Here is an 18,846-nt window from a genome sequence, read left to right on the forward strand (position 1 = left end):
GCACACCATGGGGGCACGGTTCACGGGCAAGGTCGTCCTGGTGACGGGCGGCAGCTCGGGCATCGGGCGGGAGACGGCGCGGGCGTTCGCGGCCGAGGGCGCGACGGTGGTCGTCGCCGGGCGGGACGAGCAGCGGCTGGCGGCCACGGTGAAGGAGATCGGGGGCGACGCGGTGACCGTGGACGTCACCGACTCCGCCGACGTGGCGCGGATGGTCGAGACGGTCGTCGCGCGGCACGGCGGGCTGCACGTCGCGGTCAACAACGCGGGCATCCTCGGGTCGCCGGCCCCGGCCGCGGACCTCGACGAGGACGGGTTCGGCGCGGTGCTGGACACGAACGTCACCGGGACGTGGCTGTGCTTGAAGCACGAGGTCACGCACATGCGGGCGCACGGCGGCGGCGCGATCGTCAACATCTCGTCGAACATCGGCGCGCACGGGCGGCTGCCGAACATGGCGGCCTACGCGGCGTCGAAGGCGGCCGTGAGCGCGCTGACCCGCACGGCGGCGCGCGACCACATCGCCGATCGCGTCCGCATCAACGCGGTCAGCCCGGGCGCGACCGACACCGAGATGTCGCGGCGCCCCGGCGAGACGGACGCCGATCGCGCCGAGCGGCTGAAGGGCGCGATCCCGCTGGGCCGGGTGGGTGCCACCGCCGAGGTGGCGGCCGCGGTGCTGTGGCTGGCTTCGGACGAAGCGGCCTTCACCGTGGGGCACGACCTCGTGGTCGACGGCGGCGCGACCGCCTGAGCGGCCCCACCCGAGCCCGCGGCTCCTTCAGGACTCACGGTTGCGCATGGTGACGTTCCCTTCTCGTGCCGGGCGGTCGGGGTGCGGTGGGGTCAGGACTCGCGGTTGCGCACGGGGCTCTCCTTCCGAGCGGTGCGGACAGGTGGGCTCGGGTCAGGACTCGCGATTGCGCACGGCGCTGCTCCTTCCGGACGTACGGCGAGGGCTGCGGCGGCTCAGGATTCGCGGTTGCGCACGACGGCCTCCCTCCGGTGGTCCGCGGCGGACATCGGACTCAGGGGCTCAGGACTCGCGGTTGCGCATGGCGGCAGCCTCCCTTCGCTGCTCCGATCGTGTGGCAATCGTCGATCGCGGCCGCCCGGTGTGGTGTGGTGGACGCGGATCGTCGGCTCACCCAGGGGAGTTGCACCGCCTTGAGTATGGACGGCGCCCGTCCGGACCAGTCCCGGCCGGGCCGGATCCGAGGGGCGCTGAACCCTGCTCGCTGGACGCTCTGGCGGCAGCGCCGGTCGCTCGTCTTCTACTGCTTCCTCGTCGAGTCCGTGGCGCTCGTGGCCACCGTCTGGACGGCCGCCGTGGTGCCGGTGCGCGCGTGGGACCTGGCCGTCTTCGGGGTGCTCGCCGGCCTCGGGGTGCTGCAAGCCGAGCTGGGCCGTCAGGTCGAGCGCGTCCGGCGGCTGGTGTCGGACACCCCGCACATCAACCTGACGTCGGTCTGGACGTTCGCCGGGGTGCTGCTCCTGCCGCCGGCGCTGGTCACGGCGTTGATCGCCGTCCTGTACACGCACCTGGCGACGCGCAGCCTGGCGCGGATCAAGCGCGTCCCGCCGTTCCGGACCACGCTGAACGCGACGCTGGTCGTCGTCACCTGCTACTCGGCCGAGTTCGTGCTGAGCCGCCTCGGCATCCCGGACATGTACACGGCGCTGACGGCGGGCTGGCGCGGCGTCACGGCCATCGCGCTCGCCGCGGCGGCGTACTTCCTGGTCGCGGCGATCACGATCCTCCCGGCGCTGACCATCACGACGCGCTCGGTGAAGGCGTTCTTCGGCGGGCTCGGTGACAACCTGCTCGAGGTCGCGACGCTCTGCCTGGGCCTGCTCACGGCGCTGACGCTGGCGACACTGCCCGCGCTCGCCGTCGCGATCGTGCCGCCGCTGCTCGTGCTGCACCGGGCGGTGCTGATCAAGCAGCTGGAGATCGCGGCGACGACCGACGAGAAGACCGGCCTGTTCAACACGACCGGCTGGCACCTGCTGGCGTCACGCGAGCTCGCGCGGGCCCAGCGCAGCACGCGGAGCACCTTCGGCGTGCTGATGATCGACCTGGACCACTTCAAGCTGATCAACGACGAGCACGGCCACCTGGCGGGCGACGCGGCGCTGCGCGCGGTCGCGGCGACGATCAAGTCCGCGGTCCGCGACTACGACTCGGTCGGCCGCTTCGGCGGCGAGGAGTTCGTGGTCCTGCTCCCGGACATCGGCCCGGCCGCGGTCCTGGCGGTGGCCGAGCGCATCCGCTCGGCGATCGAGACGCTGAAGGTCGAGTACTCCGACGGCACGGCGTCGCGCGTGATCGGCGACCTGTCGGCGTCCATCGGCGTGGCCACCTACCCGGACGGCGGCACGGCCGTCGACCGCCTGCTGCAGGCCGCGGACAAGGCCCTGTACCGGGCCAAGGACGCGGGCCGCAACCAGGTGGTCGACGGCACGGCGCCGGCTTAGGAAGCCGCCGCCAGGACGGCTTGTTCCACCTCTCGGCGCCAGCCCGGTTCGATGCGGCCGCTGCGGGGGGTCACCGCGAACGAGTCCACCACCGCACCTCCGAGCGTCGACGCCTTGGCCCAACGGACTTCGGCGTCACAGCGACGCAGCGCGCCCGCCACGCGGAACAGCAGGCCGATGCGGTCGGCCGCGCGTAGTTCCAGGACCACCGTGTCGGGGCCGCTCGTCTCGTCGTCGAACCACAGGACCTTCGGGGCGACCGGTGCCGGGGCGCCGTAGTCGCGTTCCTTCGCCGCCAGGCGCTGGGTCAGCGGGAGCGTGCCCGCCACCGCCCTCGCGAACTGCTCGCGCAGCAGCGTCGCGTCCGGCAGGGAGCCGAACTTCGGGGACGCCGTGAACACGCCCGCGCGGCCGCCGTCGTGGCCGCGCAGGATCGCTGAATGGACCTCCAGCGAATTCAGCGCCAGTACGCCCGCCGCCGGGGCCAGCAGTTCCGCGCGGGCCGGGACCGCCAAGAGCACCGTCACGACCTTGCCGTGGGAGCTGATCCGGATCTCGCCGGTTCCCGACGCCACGGCCGAAGCGACGAGTTCGCGTTGTTCGTCGTCCATCGGCGACGGGGCCGTGAAACCCTTGCCGCGCAGCACTTCTTCGCAGCCGGAGACCAGTTCGGCGAGCAGGCGCGCCTTCCAGTCCGTCCAGACGCCGGGGCCGGTGGCCAGCGAATCGGCCTGGGTCAGCGCGTGCAGGAGCTCGACCAGGACCAGGTCGCTGTCCAGCGTCTTCACCACCCGCGCCACGGTGGCCGGTTCGCTGATGTCGCGCCGGGTCGCCGTGTGCGGCAGCAACAGGTGGTGGCGGACCATCGACGACACCGTCGCGGCGTCGGCCGGGCTCAGGCCGAGCCGGGTCGCGACCTGGGCGGAGATCTTCGCGCCCAGCTCCGAATGGTCGGCGTCGCGGCCCTTGCCGATGTCGTGCAGCAGCGCGCCGATCAGCAGCAGGTCCGGCCGCGGCACCGTGGTGGTCAGCTTGGCCGCCTCGACGCAGGTGCGCACGAGGTGCCGGTCGACCGTCCACTGGTGCACCGGCGAGCGCGGCGGCAGGTCGCGGACCGCGCCCCACTCGGGGAACAGCCGGGACCACAGGCCGGTCCGGTCGAGCGACTCGACCGCGTCGACCAGCCCCTCCCCCGCGCCCAGCAGCTCCACCAGCGCGTTCAACGCCTCGGACGGCCACGGCGCGCGCAGTTCCGGCGCCGACTCGGCGAGGGCCTTGAGCGTGCCGAGCGCGATCGGCTTCCCGGTCCGCGCCGACGCCGCGGCGACCCGCAGCAGCAACGCCGGGTCCTTCGCCGGGACGGCGTCGCGGGCCAGCGCGACCTCGTTCCCGTGCAGCACCACGTTTTCCGCGAGCGGCGTCCGCGACGGGCGCCGCCCGAACCGCGTCTTCGGCGGCTCCACAGTGGACCGGAGAGCGACGTCCAGCGCGTACGCGATGGTGCGGCCCGCGCCGGAAAGCTTGCGGGCCAGCGTGAACCGGTCGCCGAACCCGAGTTCGGAAGCGACCAGCTCGGCCTCCGGCGCGGACAGGACGTCCCGTTCGCGCCGGATCTCGCGCCGCAGCTCGGTGCGGACGTCGAGCAGGAGTTCCTTGGCCGCCAGGAGTTCTTCGCCCGGACGCGCCGTCAGCTGCGCCGCGGCCAGCGCCTCCAGGACGGCGAAGTCGCGCAGCCCGCCCCGGCCGTGCTTGAGGTCGGGTTCGGCGGACTGCGCGATCTCGCCGCTGCGGGTCCAGCGCTGCCGGACCGACGCCGTCATGTCCGGGAGCTGCTTGCGCGCGGTGCGGCGCCACTGCTCACGCGCCGCCGCGACGAGCCGCCCGCTCAGCTCGGCGTCCCCGGCGAGGTGCCGGGCGTCGAGCAGGCCCATCGCCACGCGAAGGTCCTCCGAAGCGACCTTCAGTGCTTCGCCGGGCGTCCGGACCGAGTGGTCGAGCCCGACTTTCGCGTCCCACAAGGGATACCAGAGCGCGTCCGCGATCTCGCCGATGCCACCGTTGCCGTTGTGCACCAGCAGCAGGTCGAGATCGGAGAACGGCACCAGCTCCCGGCGGCCGAGCCCGCCCACGGCGACCAGCGCGACACCCGGTTCCGCGGTGTCGACGCCGGCCGCCGAAGCTCCCCTGCCCAGCCAGAACTCGTAGAGGTCGACCAGGGCCGCCCGCAGTGCGGACGCCCCCAGCCTCCCGTGCCTGCCCTCGAGCAAACGCTCGGTGGCCTTGACCAGTTCGCCCCCGTCGGCCATCCCAGACGCCTATAGAGCGTCCGTGCCGCGCTCGCCGGTCCGTACCCGGATGACCGTCTCGACCGGGGTCACCCACACCTTGCCGTCGCCGATCTTGCCGGTGTGCGCGGCCGTGGTGATGGCCTCGAGGACCTTCTCCACGTTGGTGTCGTCGGTGACGACCTCGATCTTCAGCTTGGCCACGAAGTCCACCGAGTACTCCGCACCGCGGTAGACCTCGGTGTGGCCCTTCTGGCGGCCGTAGCCCTGGACCTCGCTGACCGTCATGCCCAGCACGCCCAGCTGCTCCAGCGCGGAGCGAACGTCGTCCAGCGTGAACGGCTTCACAATCGCCGTGATGAGCTTCATGCCTTGCTCTCCTCGAGTTTCGCAGCCGGGGCCGTCTTGACCGGCAGGATGGACGGAGCGCCACCGCCGGACAACCCGGTGAAGTCGTACGCGCTCTCCGCGTGCTGGGCCTCGTCGATGCCGCTGACCTCGTCCTCGGTGCTGACGCGGAAGCCGCCGGCCTTCTTGATCACGAAGCCGATGATGAAGGACAGCACGAAGGAGTACGCGAGCACCGCGCCGGCGGCCAGCGCCTGGCGGCCCAGCTGGGTGAACCCGCCGCCGTAGAAGAGCCCGTCCGCACCGAGCGAGTTCACGCTGGTGGTGCCGAAGAAGCCGATCAGCAGCGTGCCGACGATGCCGCCGACCAGGTGGACGCCCACGACGTCGAGCGAGTCGTCGAAGCCGAACTTGAACTTGAGGGAGATGGCGAGCGCGCACAGCACACCGGCGATGACGCCGATCGCGATGGCGCCGAGCGGGCTCACGAACCCGCACGCCGGGGTGATGGCGACCAGGCCGGCGACCGCGCCGGACGCCGCGCCGAGCGTGGTCGGCTTGCCGAACTTCAGCTGCTCCACGATCAGCCAGCCGAGGACGGCGGCGGCGGTGGCGACGGTGGTGTTGGTGAACGCGACGGCGGCGAGGTCGTTGGCGGCCAGCGCCGAACCGGCGTTGAAGCCGTACCAGCCGAACCACAGCAGGCTCGCGCCGAGCAGCACGAACGGCACGTTGTGCGGACGGCCGGTGTCCTTCGGCCAGCCCTTGCGCTTGCCGAGCACGATGGCGAGGGCGAGGCCCGCGGCACCGGCGTTGATGTGGACCGCGGTACCACCGGCGAAGTCGAGTGCCTTGAGGTTGTTGGCGATCCAGCCGCCGACCGAGTTCTCGCCGACGAAGCCGTTGAAGGAGAACACCCAGTGGGCGACCGGGAAGTACACGATCGTCACCCAGACGATGACGAACAGCGTCCAGCCCCAGAACTTCGCGCGGTCGGCGATGGCGCCGGAGATCAGCGCGGGGGTGATGATCGCGAACATCAGCTGGAACATGACGAACGCGAGGATCGGCAGGCCGTCGGAGCCCGGCCACGCGACGGCGGGGCTGGTGTCGGTGGCGGCCGTTGCGAACCCGGCGAGCTTGCCGAAGGTGTTCTCGAGGCCGGCGAAGTGGAAGTTACCGAGCAAACCGCCGAAGGCGTCGTCGCCGAAGGACATCGAGAAGCCGTACAGGGCCCACAGCACCCCCACGACGGCCAGCGCGATGAAGTTCATCATCAGCATGTTCAAGACGCTCTTCGCGCGGACCATGCCGCCATAGAAGAACGCCAGTCCTGGGGTCATGAGCATGACCAGCGCGGCGCTGGCCAATACCCATGCGGTGTCTCCTGCGTTCAGCACATCGTCCTCCCGTGCCCTGGGTTGGTGCGTTGGCAGTTTTGGCTCGCGGTGTTTCACGAGGCGGCGCGTGAGGTTTCACCCGCGTGAACTGTCCGCGCGGGGTTGTTACGGGCAGGTTTCCGGAGACCTGTGCTGAAGTGTCCGGTTGCTTTACGCCGTGGTCGAATATCCCCATGAGCGCGAGCGGCCACGGGAATGACCCACTGCCACCCCGGGTCGTCGAGGCGTTGCGGTGTTCGGTGTGCGGCGACCCGATCGGACTAGCCGATCGCACGCTGCGTTGCGGGAACCGCCACTCTTTCGATCTAGCGCGACAGGGTTACGTGAACTTGTTGCACGCGCGAATCCCAGCGGGGACCGCGGACACCGCGGAGATGGTCGCGGCGCGCGCGGACTTCCTCGCGTCGGGCGCCTACGGCGGGCTCGCCGACGAGCTGGCGCGGGCGTGCGCCGAGGCCGACGACCTCGTCATCGACGCGGGCGCGGGCACCGGCCACTACCTGGCGCGAGTGCTGGACGCGTCGGGGGCGTTCGGCCTCGCGCTGGACGTCTCGGCGGTGGCCCTGAAGCGGGCCGCCCGCGCCCACCCGCGGCTGGGCGCGGCGGTGTGGAACCTGTGGGAGCCGTGGCCGGTGGGCGACGAGGTGGCGTCGGTCGTGCTGAACGTCTTCGCGCCGCGCAACGGGCCGGAGTTCCACCGCGTCCTGCGCCCCGGCGGCCTGCTGGTCGTGGCCGCCCCGGCCCCGGACCACCTGCGCGAGCTGGGCGACCTGGTGCTCGCGGTGGACGAGCGCAAGGACGAACGCCTGGACGGCACCCTCGGCGAGTTCTTCGCGCGGACGGGCCGCACGGAGGTCCGTCAGGAGGTCGAGCTGTCGCCGGTGCAGGTGCGGCAGGTGGTCGGGATGGGTCCCGCGGCGTTCCACCTCGACCGCGGCGACCGTCGCGCGCGCCTGGACGCGCTGAGCGAGCCGCAGGTCGTGACGACGTCCTTCACGGTGTCGACGTACCGGCGTCTGGGAGGGTGAAGGGGTGAAGCCCGACTGGACCGCGTCCGCGACCCGGCTCGCGGACGCGGAGTGGGTCCGGGCCCGCATCGGCGGCGCGGCGAAGCTCTACGGGTGCGCGCGGCCGGAGGTGCTGGGCACGATCTGGTGGTACTCGCTCTCGTCGGTGCTGGTGGCGCCGGCGGTGGAAGGCCTGGTCGCCGGGCGGCTGGTGGACCCGTCGCTGGACGCCGTCGAGATCGACCTGGTGGCCGACGGCCGCTTTCTCGGCGCGCGGTCCACGCGTGCGCTCGACGGCGGGCTGCCCGAGCTGGGCGCGGCGTTCAAGGTCGCGCTCGGCACCGCGATCGGCACCATCGCGGCCGTCAGCGGGGCCCGGGAGCGCGCGCTGGGGGCGATCGCCACCGACTCGATCGGGAACCGGCTGCTGTGGACGCCCGATCCTGCGCGGGCGATCAGCCTGGCCGAACCGCTGGTGGCCGCGATCGGGCTCGACCTGCCGAAGCCGCGGTTCGTGCACGTCGGGCGCACCCCCGCCGTGCGGCGGGCGTCGTGCTGCCTGATCTACGAGGTGGGCAACCCCAAGTGCGTGAGCTGCCCGCGTCAGACGCCCGCCGAGCGCGAAGCCCGGCTCCGGGCCGCGCTCAGTCGCTGACGGCCAGCTCGAGCTCCGCCAGCCGGTCCGGGTCGGCGATGACCTCGATGCCGGTGATCCGGTCGTCCGCGACGCGGAACGCCAGCACCACCGCCGGCCGCCCGTCGCGGACCATGAGCAGGCCGGGCCCGCCGTCGACGAGGACCAGTTCGCTCGCGCGAGCTCGTTCGGAGGCGAGGATCGCGCCGCGGCGGACGCTCTCGACCCCGCGCAGCACGATCGGCGCCGGGCTCGGGCCGACGAACCGGTCGGCGCGCAGGACGACGTCCGGGTCGAGGAGGGCGAGCAGCGCCTCGAAGTCCCCGCCGCGGGACGCCGCCAGGAACGCTTCGACGACCTTGCGCCGCCGGGGCAGATCCTCGGTGGCCGTCCCGCCTTTGACGCGGCGCCGGGCGCGGCTCGCGAGCTGCCGGGTCGCCTCCGGCGTCTTGCCGAGCATCGGCGCGATCTCGTCGAACGGCACCGCGAACATGTCGTGCAGCACGAACGCGACCCGCTCGGCCGGGCCCAGCGCGTCGAGGACGACCAGCAGCGCCAGCCCGACCTCGTCCGCCAGCTCGGCCTCCTGCGCGGGATCGCGGCGCTCGTCGTCGGGCTCGGGCTGCCCGTCGAGGGCCTCTTCGGGGTGGGTGCGCCGCGCCCGCAGCGCCGACAGGCACACCCGCGCGACCACGGTCGTCAGCCACGCGGGGACGTTGTCGATCTCGGCGGCATCGGTGCGGTGGAACCGCAGCCAGGCCTCCTGGACGGCGTCGTCGGCTTCGGCCGCCGAACCCAGCATCCGGTAGGCGGCCGCGCGCAACCGCGGCCGCTCCCGCTCGAACCGCTCGGTCAGCGCGTCCACTCTGGTCCTCTCACCCGGGGTCATAGGAGTAGACCCCGGGTGAGAGGACGATGTGACCGGTTTGCGCGTGGCCCCGGTCACAGCACGCAGAACTCGTTGCCCTCCGGGTCCGCCATCACGGCGTGATCGGGGTGGCCGTCGAGGGTGTGCTCCCGCAGCACCGTCGCGCCGGCCGCGGTGAGCCGGGCGATCGCTTCGACGACCCGCTCCCAGCGCGTCTCCCAGGGCACGTCACGGCTCCCGCCGGCCTGGATGTCCAGGTGGAGGCGGTTCTTCGCCGTCTTGCCCTCCGGGACCTTGAGGAAGCTCAGGTTCGGCAGGACGCCCTCGGGGTCGCTCAGGTAGGCGCCGTCGTCCCACTCCGCCTCGGGTACGCCCTGCTGCTGGAACCAGGTTTCCCAGCTCGCGAACCCCGGTGGGGGCGGGCGTTCGATGTAGCCGAGGGCCACCGCCCAGAACTTCGCCAGCTCGCGGGGTTCCGCGCAGTCGATCGTCAGGCTCCAGCGCACCGTCACGGTCGAAGGGTAGCCTCGCCCACGCGGCGGGAAACTTGACCGACCGGCCGAACCTGCGATTACGGTGGGCACCGATGAGTGAACGCACCTGGGGCTTCCGCACCCGTGCCCTGCACGCCGGCGGCACCCCCGATCCGGCGACCGGGGCGCGGGCCGTGCCGATCTACCAGACCACCAGTTTCGTCTTCGAGGACGCGGCCGATGCCGCCAACCTGTTCGCGCTGCAGAAGTACGGGAACGTCTACAGCCGGATCGGGAACCCGACCGTGGCCGCGTTCGAGGAGCGGGTGGCCAGTCTCGAAGGGGCCATCGGCGGGGTCGCCACCGCGAGCGGGCAGGCGGCCGAGTTCCTCACCTTCAGCGCGCTCGCCGAGGCCGGCGATCACATCGTGTCCGCCAGCGGGCTCTACGGCGGGACCGTCACCCAGCTCACCGGGACGCTCCGGCGCTTCGGCGTCGAGACGACGTTCGTCAGCGGCGGGATCGACGACTACGCCGCCGCGATCACCGAGCGGACCCGGCTGCTCTACACCGAGGTCATCGGCAACCCCGGGGGTGGCATCGCCGACCTCGCCGCGCTGGCCGACCTCGCGCACGCGCACGACATCCCGCTGGTCGTCGACGCCACGCTGGCGACGCCGTACCTGTGCCGGCCGATCGAGCACGGGGCCGACATCGTGCTGCACTCGGCGACGAAGTTCCTCGGCGGCCACGGGACGACGCTCGGCGGGATCGTCGTCGAATCCGGGAAGTTCGACTGGGGCAACGGGAAGTTCCCGCGGATGACCGAGACCGTCGAGAGCTACGGCGGCCTGAAGTACTGGGAGAACTTCGGCGAGTACGCCTTCTGCACCCGGTTGCGCGCCGAGCAGCTACGGGACATCGGCGCGGTGCTGTCGCCGCACTCGGCTTTCCTGCTGCTGCAAGGGATCGAGACGCTGCCGCAGCGGATGGACGCGCACGTGGCCAACGCCCGCGCGATCGCCGAGCACCTCGAAGCCGACCCGCGCGTCGCGTGGGTGTCCTACGCCGGGCTGCCGTCGCACCCGCACCACGAGCTGGCGAAGAAGTACCTGCCCGCCGGGCCGGGCGCGGTGTTCTCCTTCGGCATCGACGGCGGCCGCGCGGCCGGCGAGAAGTTCGTCGAGTCGGTCGAGCTGCTGTCGCACCTGGCGAACGTCGGGGACGCGCGGTCGCTCGTCATCCACCCGGCGTCGACCACGCACGCGCAGCTGTCGGAGGAACAGCTCGCCGCCGCGGGCGTCGGGCCGGACCTGATCCGGCTGTCGATCGGCCTGGAGGACGTCGACGACCTCGTCTGGGACCTGGACCAGGCGCTCGGCAAGGCGGTGGCCGGATGACGTACGACGTCGGCGCCGTCGAGCGGCGCGCGATCCTGAACCGGACGAAGTCGGTCACGATCGTCGGCGCGTCCGCCAACCCGGCGCGGCCCAGCTACTTCGTGGCGACTTATCTGCTCTCCTCGACGCGGTACGAGGTCAACTTCGTCAACCCGCGGCTGGACACGCTGCTCGGGAAGCCGGTGTACGCGTCGCTCAAGGACGTGCCGGGCGAGCTCGACCTGATCAGCGTGTTCCGCAAGCACGACGACCTGCCGCAGGTGGCCGAAGAGGTCGTCGACGCCGGCGCGCGGACGCTGTGGCTGCAACTCGGGTTGTGGCACGAGCCGGCGGCCGACCGGGCGCGGGAAGCCGGGCTCGACGTCGTGATGAACCGGTGCGTGAAGATCGAGCACGCGCGTTTCGCCGGCGGGCTGCACCTGGCCGGCTTCAACACCGGCGTGATCAGCTCGCGGCGGCAGTCGGCGCCCTAGGAAGAGACCGGGCGCTCCCGCTGTTGGCCCAGGCATGACCTTGGGGATCACGTTGTCCGGCGGCCCGACCGCCCTGCTGGAACTGGGCGGCGTGCGGCTGCTCACCGACCCGACCTTCGACGCGCCCGGCGACCACCCCGTCGGCGAGCGCGTACTGGTCAAGACCGAGGACTCGGTGCTGACCGAGGACGCGGTCGGCGTGGTGGACGCCGTGCTGCTGTCCCACGACCAGCACCCCGACAACCTCGACGACCGCGGCCGCGCGTACCTCGCCACGGTGCCGCTGACACTGATCACGCCCAGCGGCGCCGCGCGGCTCGGCGGGACCGCGAAGGGCCTGGCGCCGTGGGAGGAGACGCGCGTCGGGCCGCTGACCGTCACCGCCGTCCCGGCCCGGCACGGACCCGAAGGTGCTTCGCGGCTCACCGGCGACGTGACCGGGTTCGTGCTGACCGGCGACGACCTCCCGACCGTGTACGTCAGCGGGGACAACGCGTCGGTCGACGTCGTGCGCGAGATCGCCGCGCGGTTCCGCGTCGACATCGCGGTGCTGTTCGCCGGCGCCGCCCGGACGGCGCTCTTCGATGGCGCTCCCCTGACGCTGACCAGCGAGAACGCCGTCGAAGCCGCGAAGGTGCTGGGCGCGGCGAAGGTCGTTCCGCTGCACTTCCGCGGCTGGCAGCACTTCAGCGAAGGCCCGGAGGCGCTGCGGACGGCGTTCGAGGCGGCCGGCCTGGCCGATCGGCTGGTGCTCCTCGAACCCGGACGTCCGTACGAGGTCGTGAGTGTTTAGGAGGGTTAGAACCCTCCTAAACACTCACGACCCGGGTGAGCACGGGCCCGGCGGCGGGCCGTGAGAGGCTGGCGGCATGGCCAAACCGACCCCGCTCCAGTTCCGCAACCTCCTCGTCGCCCTCCTGGCGGCGGCGGGCTTCGTCTGGAGCATCGTGACCGGCCTGCCGTGGTGGGTCAGCGCGATCGTGGGCTGCGCCTGCGTCCTGTCGCTGGCTTCGGCTTACCTCAACCGGCCGGGGGCGAACAGCTAGCGTGACCCCATGACGACGATCTGGGGTGTCCACAACGACCAGCCGCAGCTGGATCTGGTCGCGAACGGATTCGTGTCGATCGGCTGGGACGACCTGGGCGACCTCACCGATCTCAAGGACGACCGCGAGGACGCGAAGGAACGGGTCGCCCGGCATCGCCCGTTCCTCAAGCCAGGTGCCATCCCGGTCACCGCCGGCACGCTGCTCTCGTTCCGGCACCGGATGCGGCCCGGGGACATCGTGATCTACCCGTACAAACCGGATAGCACGATCAGCATCGGCCGCATCACGGGTGACTACTACTTCGAAAAGGACGCTCCCACCCACGCCAACCGGCGACGGGTCACCTGGCTGCGGACCGGCGTGCCTCGCACGACTTTTTCACAGAGCGCGCGCTATGAAATCGGCTCGGCGGTGACCGTCTTCCAGGTCAAGCAGCACAAGCAGGAGTTCCTCGACTTTCTCGACGGAACGCCGCCTGCCCCGTCCACGGTCGAAGCCGAACCCGAAGCCGCCGCGGATGAAGCCGCGGATCAGCCTGATCCAGAACGGATCGAGAACTACACCCGCGACTTCATCATCGAAACCCTGATGACCAAGCTCGAAGGGATCGATTTCGAGCACTTCGTAGCCCACCTGCTCGGCGCCATGGGGTACCGGACGGAGGTCACGAGTCCTTCGCGGGACGGCGGCTACGACATCCTCGCCTCGCACGACCCGCTTCTGCTGGAGCCGCCGATCGTCAAGGTGCAGTGCAAACGCACGACCTCGCCGATCGGCCGGCCCGAGGTGCAGCAGCTGACCGGGACGCTCGCCGCCGGTGGGTCGGAACTCGGGCTGTTCGTGACCCTCGGCAGCTACTCCGCGGACGCGCAGCACGAAGAACGGCACCGGCAGAACCTCCGCCTGATCAACGGACGCCAGCTGGTCAAGCTGATCTTCGAGCACTACGACGAGTTCAGCCTCGAATACAAGCGCGTGCTTCCCCTGCGGCCCGTCTACATCGTCGACCGCAGCATGAGCTAGCGCGTCTTCGCGAACCGGGCCTTGAGGTTCGTGCGGCCCGCCTCCGTGAGCCGGCCGAAGAGCCTCAGCCGGGCGAGGCCGCCGTCCGGGTAGATGTCCAGGCGGGCCTCCGTCACCTCCGGGCCGTCCGGGAGGGCGAAGCGGTGGCGGGTGTCCGGTTGCAGGCGGGTCTTCGGGAGCAAGGCGACCCACTCGCCGTACGTGTCGCGGCCGCTCACCGAGGCCCAGCCCGGGGCGTTGCCCTTCAGGTTGCTCGTGTCCAGCTCCGCGAAGCGGATGTGGCCCGCGCCGGCCAGGCGCAGCGTCACCCAGTCGTTGCCGTCGTCGCGGCGGCGGGCCGTTTCCCAGCCTTCTGCCTGGTGGGCCGCCAGGCCCGGGGACAGCAGGTTGTTCGGGGACGAATAGAACTTGTTGCTGCAGCCGGTGACCACCGCGCCGTTCTCCAGCGCCGCCAGGTCGAGCGCGTCGAGGTCCAGCAGGTCCGGGTCCGGGATCGGGAGACCGTGGACGCGCAAGCGGGCGACGCCGCCGTCCGGGTGCTGGGTCAGGCGCACGTGCGTGTAGCGGCGTGAGCCGTTGACCGCGTAAAAGTTCTCCGTGTGCCCTGAAGCCGGGGCGCGGTCGACCAGGACGTCCCAGTCCGCCGACTGCAGCTCCGCCGCCGACGGGTAGCCCGGGACCGAGGCCGCCTCCACCGAGACGAACGGCGGGTAGTTGCCCTTGAAGAACGCCGTGTCCACGATGACGCCGGTGACCGTGCCCGCCAGGCCGAGCCGCAGCACGGCCTGGTCGTCGCCCGGTTCGCGGTGGCGGCGGGTTTCCCAGCCGTCGTAGACCTGGCCCTTCGGGCCGAACGTCTCGGCGCGGTGCGCCGGGACCCACGGGTTGACCAGGTTCTCCTTCTCGGCGAACAGCTCGTCGGTCGCCCACATCACGGTCCCGCCGAAGCGCCGGGACGCGAGGTCGGGCAGTTCTGTCCACTCAGGACGGTCGGTCACCACAGCCTCCAGTTCAGCAGTTGTCCCGGGTCAGCAGCTCGCCGTGCGGCGCGTCGCCGGTGATTTCGGTGCCCCGCAGCCACGTCGAGCGCACGACGCCGGCCAGCGGACGGCGGTCGTAGGCGCTCACCGGGTTGCGGTGCTTCAGTTTCGCGACGTCGACCACGAACGCCTCGTCCGGCGCGAACACGCAGAAGTCGGCGTCGTAGCCCACCGCGAGGTGGCCCTTGCGGCGCATCCCGGCCTGCGCCGCCGTGCGCTCGGCCATCCAGCGGACGACGTCGGTGAGCGCGAACCCGCGCTGGCGCGCCTGCGTCCAGATCGCCGGCAGGCCCAGCTGCAGGCTGGAAATCCCGCCCCACGCCTCGCCGAAGTCGCCGCTGTCGAAGCGTTTCAGCTCCGGCGTGCACGGCGAGTGGTCGCTGACGATCGTGTCGATCACGCCGTCGGCGAGCCCCTGCCAGAGCTGCTCGCGGTTGGCCGCCTCGCGGATCGGCGGGCAGCACTTGAACTGCGTGGCGCCGTCGCGGATCTCCTCGGCGACGAAGCTCAGGTAGTGCGGGCAGGTCTCCGCCGTCAGCTCGACGCCGTCGCGGCGGGCCGAGGCGATCAGCGGCAGCGCGTCCGAAGAGGACAGGTGCAGGATGTGCGCCCGCGCGGAGTTCCGCCGGGCCGCCTCGATCACGTGCGTGATCGCGAGGTTTTCCGCCTGCCGCGGCCGCGAGTGCAGGAAGTCGACATAGCGACCGCCGTGCGGTTCCGGTGCCGAGCCGATCTCGTGCGCGTCTTCGGCGTGGACGATCATCAGCGCGTCGAAGGAACTCAGCTCCCGCAACGCTTCGTCGAGCCCGACCGGGTCGAGCGGCGGGAACTCGTCGACGCCCGAGTGCAGCAGGAAGCACTTGAACCCGAACACCCCGGCGTCGTGCAGCCCGCGCAGATCCGTGACGTTGCCCGGGATCGCACCGCCCCAGAAGCCGACGTCGACGTGCACCCGGCCGGCCGCCGCCTTGCGCTTGACCTCCAGTGCGGCGACGTCGACCGTCGGCGGCAGGCTGTTGAGCGGCATGTCCACGATCGTGGTCACCCCGCCCGCGGCGGCCGCGCGGGTGGCCGTCTCGAAGCCCTCCCACTCGGCGCGGCCGGGGTCGTTGACGTGGACGTGCGTGTCGACGAATCCCGGCAGCAGCACGACGTCGTCGCCGAGGTCGAGGACGCGGTCGCCGGACAGCGAAGCGCCGCCGGGTTCGGCCGCGACGATCCGGCCGCCGTCGACGCCGAGCGTCACCGGGACTTCGCCCTCGGCCGTCACGGCCCGGGCGGCGCGCACCACAAGATCCATCCGAAAGCCCTTCGCCGGGAGGATGAACACCATCGATTCCACAGAACGGAAAGACGGTTTCGCACAACGACAGTAACCACGGCGCGCGCCGCTCGTCAACGACGGACGTCGCGCGTTACGGTCATTCTCGTGCGGCTTGAAGCGGAGTTCACCAGCGAACCCTTCCACGGCGAAGGCTCGCCGCCCGAACACGCGATCGCCGCGCGCGACGCCGCCGCGGAAGCGGGACTGGAGACCGACTTCGGTCCGCTCGGCACCCTGGCGAGGGGCGAGGCGAAGGAGCTCTACGACGCGCTCCCGGCCATCGCGAAGGCCGCGCTCGAGGGCGGCGCCACCCGCGTCACGCTGCAGCTGCGCCGGGCCGACGACGACCGGGGCGCGCCCGCCGTCGAGCTCAACGACGCACTCGCCCGGCTGATCGCCGACGTCGAACGCGAACTGGGCGCCAAGCTCGGCGAACTCGACCGCGCGGGCAAGCAGCGCGCGGTCCGGCTGCTGCGCGAACGCGGCGCCTTCGGCCTGCGGAAATCGGTCTCGTCGGTGGCCGACGCACTGGGGGTCACGCGGTTCACGGTCTACAACTACCTCAACCGGGAAGCGGACTGACCAGCGCTTTCAACAAAATGTTGACGGAACTCCGGGCTCGACGTACGGTCAGGCCGTGCTGCTCACCGAGTTCAACACCACCGACGACGTCCGCCCGCTGCTGACGGAGTGCCTCGCCGTGCCCCGGTGGGTGGAAGCGGTCGCCGGAAACCGGCCGTACGCCGACGTCGAGGCGCTCAAAGCCGCCGCGGACTTGCCGCTGAGCAGCGACGAGATCCGGCAGGCCATGACCGCGCACCCGAGGATCGGCGAGAAGCCGGCGGGCGGCTGGGCGCGCTCGGAACAGTCCGGTGTGGACAACGCCGACGCGTTCGCCGCCGCGAACGCCGAGTACGAAGCCAAGTTCGGGCACGTCTACCTCGTCTGCGCCAGCGGACGCAGCGGCGAAGAGCTGTTGAAGATCCTGCGTGAGCGCTTGAGCAACGACCCCGCGACCGAACTCGCCGTCGCCGGGCGCGAACTGCTGAAGATCGCCGAACTCCGACTCGCGAAAGCGGTGACCGCGTGAGCCTCGTGACCACCCACGTCCTCGACACCGCGAAGGGGCGGCCCGCCAAGGGAATCGCCGTCCGCTTCGAAACCGCCGGGGGCGGGCCGATCGCCGACGGGCGCACCGACGACGACGGCCGGATCCGCGACCTCGGTCCCGAAAGCCTCGAGCCCGGCGTTTACCGCCTGGTCTTCGACACCGGCGCCTACCTGGGCCCGGACGCGTTCTTCCCGGAGGTCGCGCTGACCTTCCGGATCTCCGACGGCACCGCGCACCACCACGTGCCGCTCCTGCTGAGCCCGTTCGCCTATTCGACCTACCGAGGGAGCTGACCGTGGCCGTCACCCTGGGCCCCAACCAGTACGGCAAGGCGGAGGTCCGCCTGGTCACGGTGCGCCGCGACGGCGCCGTGCACCACCTGAAGGATCTCACCGTGTCGACGTCGCTGCGCGGCGAGCTGGCCGCGACGCACCTGACCGGCGACAACGCCGGCGTGCTCGCGACCGACACGCAGAAGAACACCGTGTACGCCTTCGCGAAGGAGGCGCCGGTCGGCGAGATCGAGGACTTCGGCCTGCGCCTGGCGCGCCACTTCGCCGGCTCGCAGGAGAACATCACCGGCGCGCGCGTCAAGGTCGACGAGCACGACTGGGACCGGATCGCGGTCGGCGGGGAGCCGCACGACCACGCGTTCAGCCGCTCGGGCGACGAACGGCGCACCACCGCGGTGACCGTCCAGGGCGGCCGCGCGTGGGTCGTGTCCGGCATCGACGGCCTGACGCTGCTCAAGTCCACCGGTTCGGAGTTCCACGGCTTCCCGCGTGACCAGTACACGACGCTCGCCGAAACCGACGACCGGATCCTCGCCACCGCCGTCACGGCGAAGTGGCGTTACCAGGGCGAGGACATCGACTGGGCGGAGAGCCACCGCGAGATCCGCCGCCTGATGCTGGAGACCTTCGCGACGAAGCACAGCCTTTCGCTGCAGCAGACGCTGTATGCGATGGGGGCAGCGGTGCTGGAGGCTCGCGAAGAGGTCGCCGAAGTACGGCTGTCGCTGCCGAACAAGCACCACTTCCTCGTCGACCTGAGCCCGTTCGGGCTGAAGAACGACAACGAGGTCTTCTACGCCGCGGACCGGCCCTACGGCCTGATCGAGGGCACCATCCTGCGCGACGACGCCGAGGACCCCGGCCCGGCCTGGGACATCCACTGACCGTCGCTTTCACGTGCAAGCTACGGGCGTAGCTTTCACGTGAAAGCGACCTTGATAGATCGCTCTATCATGAGGGTGTGGCAGGGACCAAGGAACGCATCATGGCCGCCGGCGCGGAACTGTTCCGGCGCAACGGCTACTCCGGCACCGGGCTCAAGCAGATCGTCACGGAGGCGAACGCGCCCTTCGGGTCGCTCTACCACTTCTTCCCCGGTGGCAAGGAGCAGCTCGGGAGCGAGGTCATCCGCACCTCCGGGCTCGCCTACATCCAGCTCTTCGACCTCTTCATCGCCCCCGCGCCCGATCTGATCAGCGGCGTCGAGGCCTTCTTCGCCGCCGGGATCGCGACGCTCGAAGCCACCGACTACGTCGAGGGCTGCCCGATCGCGACCGTCGCGCTGGAGGTCGCCGCGACCAACGAGCCGCTGCGGCAGGCCACCGCGGAGGTCTTCACGGCCTGGATCGACGCCGGGACCGAACGGTTCGCGAAGTTCGGCATCGGCACCGAAGCCGCCCGGACGCTGACGATCACCGCCGTCAACAACCTCGAGGGCGCGTTCGTGCTCTGCCGTGCGCTCCGGGACACCGAAGCCATGGCCGTCGCGGGAGCGGCGACCGTCGACGTTGCCCGCCGATTGCTGCAAGAAACACCACAACTTTAGTCGGGAATCCAACAAAAATACTCAACATGGCGCTTGACCGCGCAGCAGTGGACACGGAAGCTGCTCTTCTCCTCCCCCACCGCTGTCGGTTGGA

At 71.3% G+C, this 18,846-nt stretch carries 21 protein-coding genes; 14 read left to right on the forward strand and 7 right to left on the reverse strand.

Annotation, left to right across the window (positions count from 1 at the left end; translation table 11 throughout):
* Positions 1 to 7: 7 nt before the first annotated feature.
* Together SD460_RS40200 and SD460_RS40205 are read left to right on the forward strand one after the other, a co-directional pair.
* The gene (locus SD460_RS40200) at positions 8 to 754 is read left to right on the forward strand and encodes a glucose 1-dehydrogenase (RefSeq protein WP_290049955.1); all 747 of its coding nucleotides are present in this window, start codon (positions 8 to 10) and stop codon (positions 752 to 754) included.
* 419 nt (positions 755 to 1,173) lie between these two features.
* A complete protein-coding gene (locus SD460_RS40205; protein ID WP_290049954.1) occupies positions 1,174 to 2,478 on the forward strand; it encodes a GGDEF domain-containing protein in 1,305 nt (434 codons plus the stop codon).
* Here the strand turns inward: SD460_RS40205 and SD460_RS40210 are convergent.
* The 3 genes from SD460_RS40210 to SD460_RS40220 are packed head-to-tail and all read right to left on the reverse strand — an operon-like array spanning position 2,475 to position 6,511.
* Complete coding sequence (locus SD460_RS40210) at positions 2,475 to 4,784, reverse strand: [protein-PII] uridylyltransferase (RefSeq protein ID WP_318307530.1); 2,310 nt, start codon at positions 4,782 to 4,784, stop codon at positions 2,475 to 2,477. The genes SD460_RS40205 and SD460_RS40210 overlap by 4 nt on opposite strands.
* Positions 4,785 to 4,793: 9 nt before the next feature.
* Positions 4,794 to 5,132, reverse strand: a complete 339-nt coding sequence (locus SD460_RS40215; protein ID WP_086677886.1) for a P-II family nitrogen regulator — start codon at positions 5,130 to 5,132, stop codon at positions 4,794 to 4,796.
* Positions 5,129 to 6,511, reverse strand: coding sequence for an ammonium transporter (locus SD460_RS40220; RefSeq protein ID WP_318307531.1), 1,383 nt, complete (start codon positions 6,509 to 6,511; stop codon positions 5,129 to 5,131). The genes SD460_RS40215 and SD460_RS40220 overlap by 4 nt, the downstream gene beginning before the upstream one ends.
* 173 nt (positions 6,512 to 6,684) lie before the next feature.
* On the opposite strand from SD460_RS40220, the gene SD460_RS40225 reads away from it, so the two are divergent.
* A complete protein-coding gene (locus SD460_RS40225; protein ID WP_354670592.1) occupies positions 6,685 to 7,539 on the forward strand; it encodes a putative RNA methyltransferase in 855 nt (284 codons plus the stop codon).
* Positions 7,540 to 7,543: 4 nt separating this feature from the next.
* The gene (locus SD460_RS40230) at positions 7,544 to 8,173 is read left to right on the forward strand and encodes a (2Fe-2S)-binding protein (RefSeq protein WP_290049948.1); all 630 of its coding nucleotides are present in this window, start codon (positions 7,544 to 7,546) and stop codon (positions 8,171 to 8,173) included.
* On the opposite strand, the gene SD460_RS40235 is transcribed toward SD460_RS40230, so the two are convergent.
* Together SD460_RS40235 and SD460_RS40240 are read right to left on the reverse strand one after the other, a co-directional pair.
* Positions 8,163 to 9,017, reverse strand: coding sequence for a sigma-70 family RNA polymerase sigma factor (locus tag SD460_RS40235; RefSeq protein ID WP_290049946.1), 855 nt, complete (start codon positions 9,015 to 9,017; stop codon positions 8,163 to 8,165). The two genes, SD460_RS40230 and SD460_RS40235, sit on opposite strands and share 11 nt — an antisense overlap.
* Positions 9,018 to 9,094: 77 nt before the next feature.
* Entirely contained in the window at positions 9,095 to 9,532 is a 438-nt protein-coding gene (locus tag SD460_RS40240) for a VOC family protein (RefSeq protein WP_290049945.1), read from the reverse strand.
* Positions 9,533 to 9,606: 74 nt separating this feature from the next.
* Here SD460_RS40240 and SD460_RS40245 point away from each other — a divergent pair, with 74 nt between their 5' ends.
* The 5 genes from SD460_RS40245 to SD460_RS40265 all read left to right on the forward strand — a co-directional run bounded on the left by SD460_RS40245 (position 9,607) and on the right by SD460_RS40265 (position 13,438).
* A complete protein-coding gene (locus SD460_RS40245; RefSeq protein WP_290049942.1) occupies positions 9,607 to 10,893 on the forward strand; it encodes an O-acetylhomoserine aminocarboxypropyltransferase/cysteine synthase family protein in 1,287 nt (428 codons plus the stop codon).
* Positions 10,890 to 11,366, forward strand: coding sequence for a CoA-binding protein (locus SD460_RS40250; RefSeq protein WP_290049940.1), 477 nt, complete (start codon positions 10,890 to 10,892; stop codon positions 11,364 to 11,366). The genes SD460_RS40245 and SD460_RS40250 overlap by 4 nt, the downstream gene beginning before the upstream one ends.
* Before the next feature lie 34 nt (positions 11,367 to 11,400).
* Positions 11,401 to 12,159 (forward strand): MBL fold metallo-hydrolase, encoded by a 759-nt coding sequence (locus tag SD460_RS40255; protein WP_290049938.1) that lies wholly within the window; start codon positions 11,401 to 11,403, stop codon positions 12,157 to 12,159.
* 76 nt (positions 12,160 to 12,235) lie between these two features.
* A complete protein-coding gene (locus SD460_RS40260) occupies positions 12,236 to 12,412 on the forward strand; it encodes a hypothetical protein (protein WP_290049936.1) in 177 nt (58 codons plus the stop codon).
* Between the two features lie 9 nt (positions 12,413 to 12,421).
* The gene (locus SD460_RS40265; RefSeq protein ID WP_318307532.1) at positions 12,422 to 13,438 is read left to right on the forward strand and encodes a restriction endonuclease; all 1,017 of its coding nucleotides are present in this window, start codon (positions 12,422 to 12,424) and stop codon (positions 13,436 to 13,438) included.
* Here the strand turns inward: SD460_RS40265 and alc are convergent.
* Both alc and allB read right to left on the reverse strand, forming a co-directional pair.
* A complete protein-coding gene (gene alc, locus SD460_RS40270; RefSeq protein WP_318307688.1) occupies positions 13,435 to 14,448 on the reverse strand; it encodes an allantoicase in 1,014 nt (337 codons plus the stop codon). The genes SD460_RS40265 and alc overlap by 4 nt on opposite strands.
* 1 nt (position 14,449) lies before the next feature.
* Positions 14,450 to 15,778, reverse strand: a complete 1,329-nt coding sequence (gene allB / locus SD460_RS40275) for an allantoinase AllB (protein WP_290049932.1) — start codon at positions 15,776 to 15,778, stop codon at positions 14,450 to 14,452.
* A 129-nt stretch (positions 15,779 to 15,907) separates the two neighbouring features.
* Between allB and SD460_RS40280 the strand changes: the two genes are divergently transcribed.
* From SD460_RS40280 to SD460_RS40300, 5 genes are all read left to right on the forward strand, one after another.
* Positions 15,908 to 16,384: a helix-turn-helix domain-containing protein gene (locus tag SD460_RS40280; protein WP_290049930.1), complete on the forward strand. Its 477-nt coding sequence runs from the start codon at positions 15,908 to 15,910 to the stop codon at positions 16,382 to 16,384.
* Positions 16,385 to 16,439: 55 nt separating this feature from the next.
* Positions 16,440 to 16,892, forward strand: coding sequence for a 2-oxo-4-hydroxy-4-carboxy-5-ureidoimidazoline decarboxylase (uraD, locus tag SD460_RS40285; protein ID WP_290049928.1), 453 nt, complete (start codon positions 16,440 to 16,442; stop codon positions 16,890 to 16,892).
* Positions 16,889 to 17,206, forward strand: a complete 318-nt coding sequence (uraH, locus tag SD460_RS40290) for a hydroxyisourate hydrolase (protein ID WP_290049926.1) — start codon at positions 16,889 to 16,891, stop codon at positions 17,204 to 17,206. The genes uraD and uraH overlap by 4 nt, the downstream gene beginning before the upstream one ends.
* Positions 17,207 to 17,208: 2 nt before the next feature.
* Positions 17,209 to 18,090: a factor-independent urate hydroxylase gene (pucL, locus tag SD460_RS40295; protein ID WP_290049925.1), complete on the forward strand. Its 882-nt coding sequence runs from the start codon at positions 17,209 to 17,211 to the stop codon at positions 18,088 to 18,090.
* 77 nt (positions 18,091 to 18,167) lie between these two features.
* Positions 18,168 to 18,752, forward strand: a complete 585-nt coding sequence (locus SD460_RS40300; RefSeq protein ID WP_438860535.1) for a TetR/AcrR family transcriptional regulator — start codon at positions 18,168 to 18,170, stop codon at positions 18,750 to 18,752.
* Positions 18,753 to 18,846: the final 94 nt, after the last annotated feature.

It is taken from the genome of Amycolatopsis solani (assembly GCF_033441515.1).
GTDB lineage: Bacteria > Actinomycetota > Actinomycetes > Mycobacteriales > Pseudonocardiaceae > Amycolatopsis > Amycolatopsis solani.

Excerpts from the sequence above, each read along its gene's own strand:
- SD460_RS40200 (WP_290049955.1), top strand. The coding sequence starts at position 8 with ATGGGGGCACGGTTCACGGGCAAGGTCGTCCTGGTGACGGGCGGCAGC.
- SD460_RS40205 (WP_290049954.1), top strand. The coding sequence starts at position 1,174 with ATGGACGGCGCCCGTCCGGACCAGTCCCGGCCGGGCCGGATCCGAGGG.
- SD460_RS40210 (WP_318307530.1), bottom strand. The coding sequence starts at position 4,784 with ATGGCCGACGGGGGCGAACTGGTCAAGGCCACCGAGCGTTTGCTCGAG.
- SD460_RS40215 (WP_086677886.1), bottom strand. The coding sequence starts at position 5,132 with ATGAAGCTCATCACGGCGATTGTGAAGCCGTTCACGCTGGACGACGTT.
- SD460_RS40225 (WP_354670592.1), top strand. The coding sequence starts at position 6,685 with ATGAGCGCGAGCGGCCACGGGAATGACCCACTGCCACCCCGGGTCGTC.
- SD460_RS40245 (WP_290049942.1), top strand. The coding sequence starts at position 9,607 with ATGAGTGAACGCACCTGGGGCTTCCGCACCCGTGCCCTGCACGCCGGC.
- SD460_RS40250 (WP_290049940.1), top strand. The coding sequence starts at position 10,890 with ATGACGTACGACGTCGGCGCCGTCGAGCGGCGCGCGATCCTGAACCGG.
- SD460_RS40255 (WP_290049938.1), top strand. The coding sequence starts at position 11,401 with ATGACCTTGGGGATCACGTTGTCCGGCGGCCCGACCGCCCTGCTGGAA.
- SD460_RS40260 (WP_290049936.1), top strand. The coding sequence starts at position 12,236 with ATGGCCAAACCGACCCCGCTCCAGTTCCGCAACCTCCTCGTCGCCCTC.
- SD460_RS40265 (WP_318307532.1), top strand. The coding sequence starts at position 12,422 with ATGACGACGATCTGGGGTGTCCACAACGACCAGCCGCAGCTGGATCTG.
- allB (WP_290049932.1), bottom strand. The coding sequence starts at position 15,778 with ATGGATCTTGTGGTGCGCGCCGCCCGGGCCGTGACGGCCGAGGGCGAA.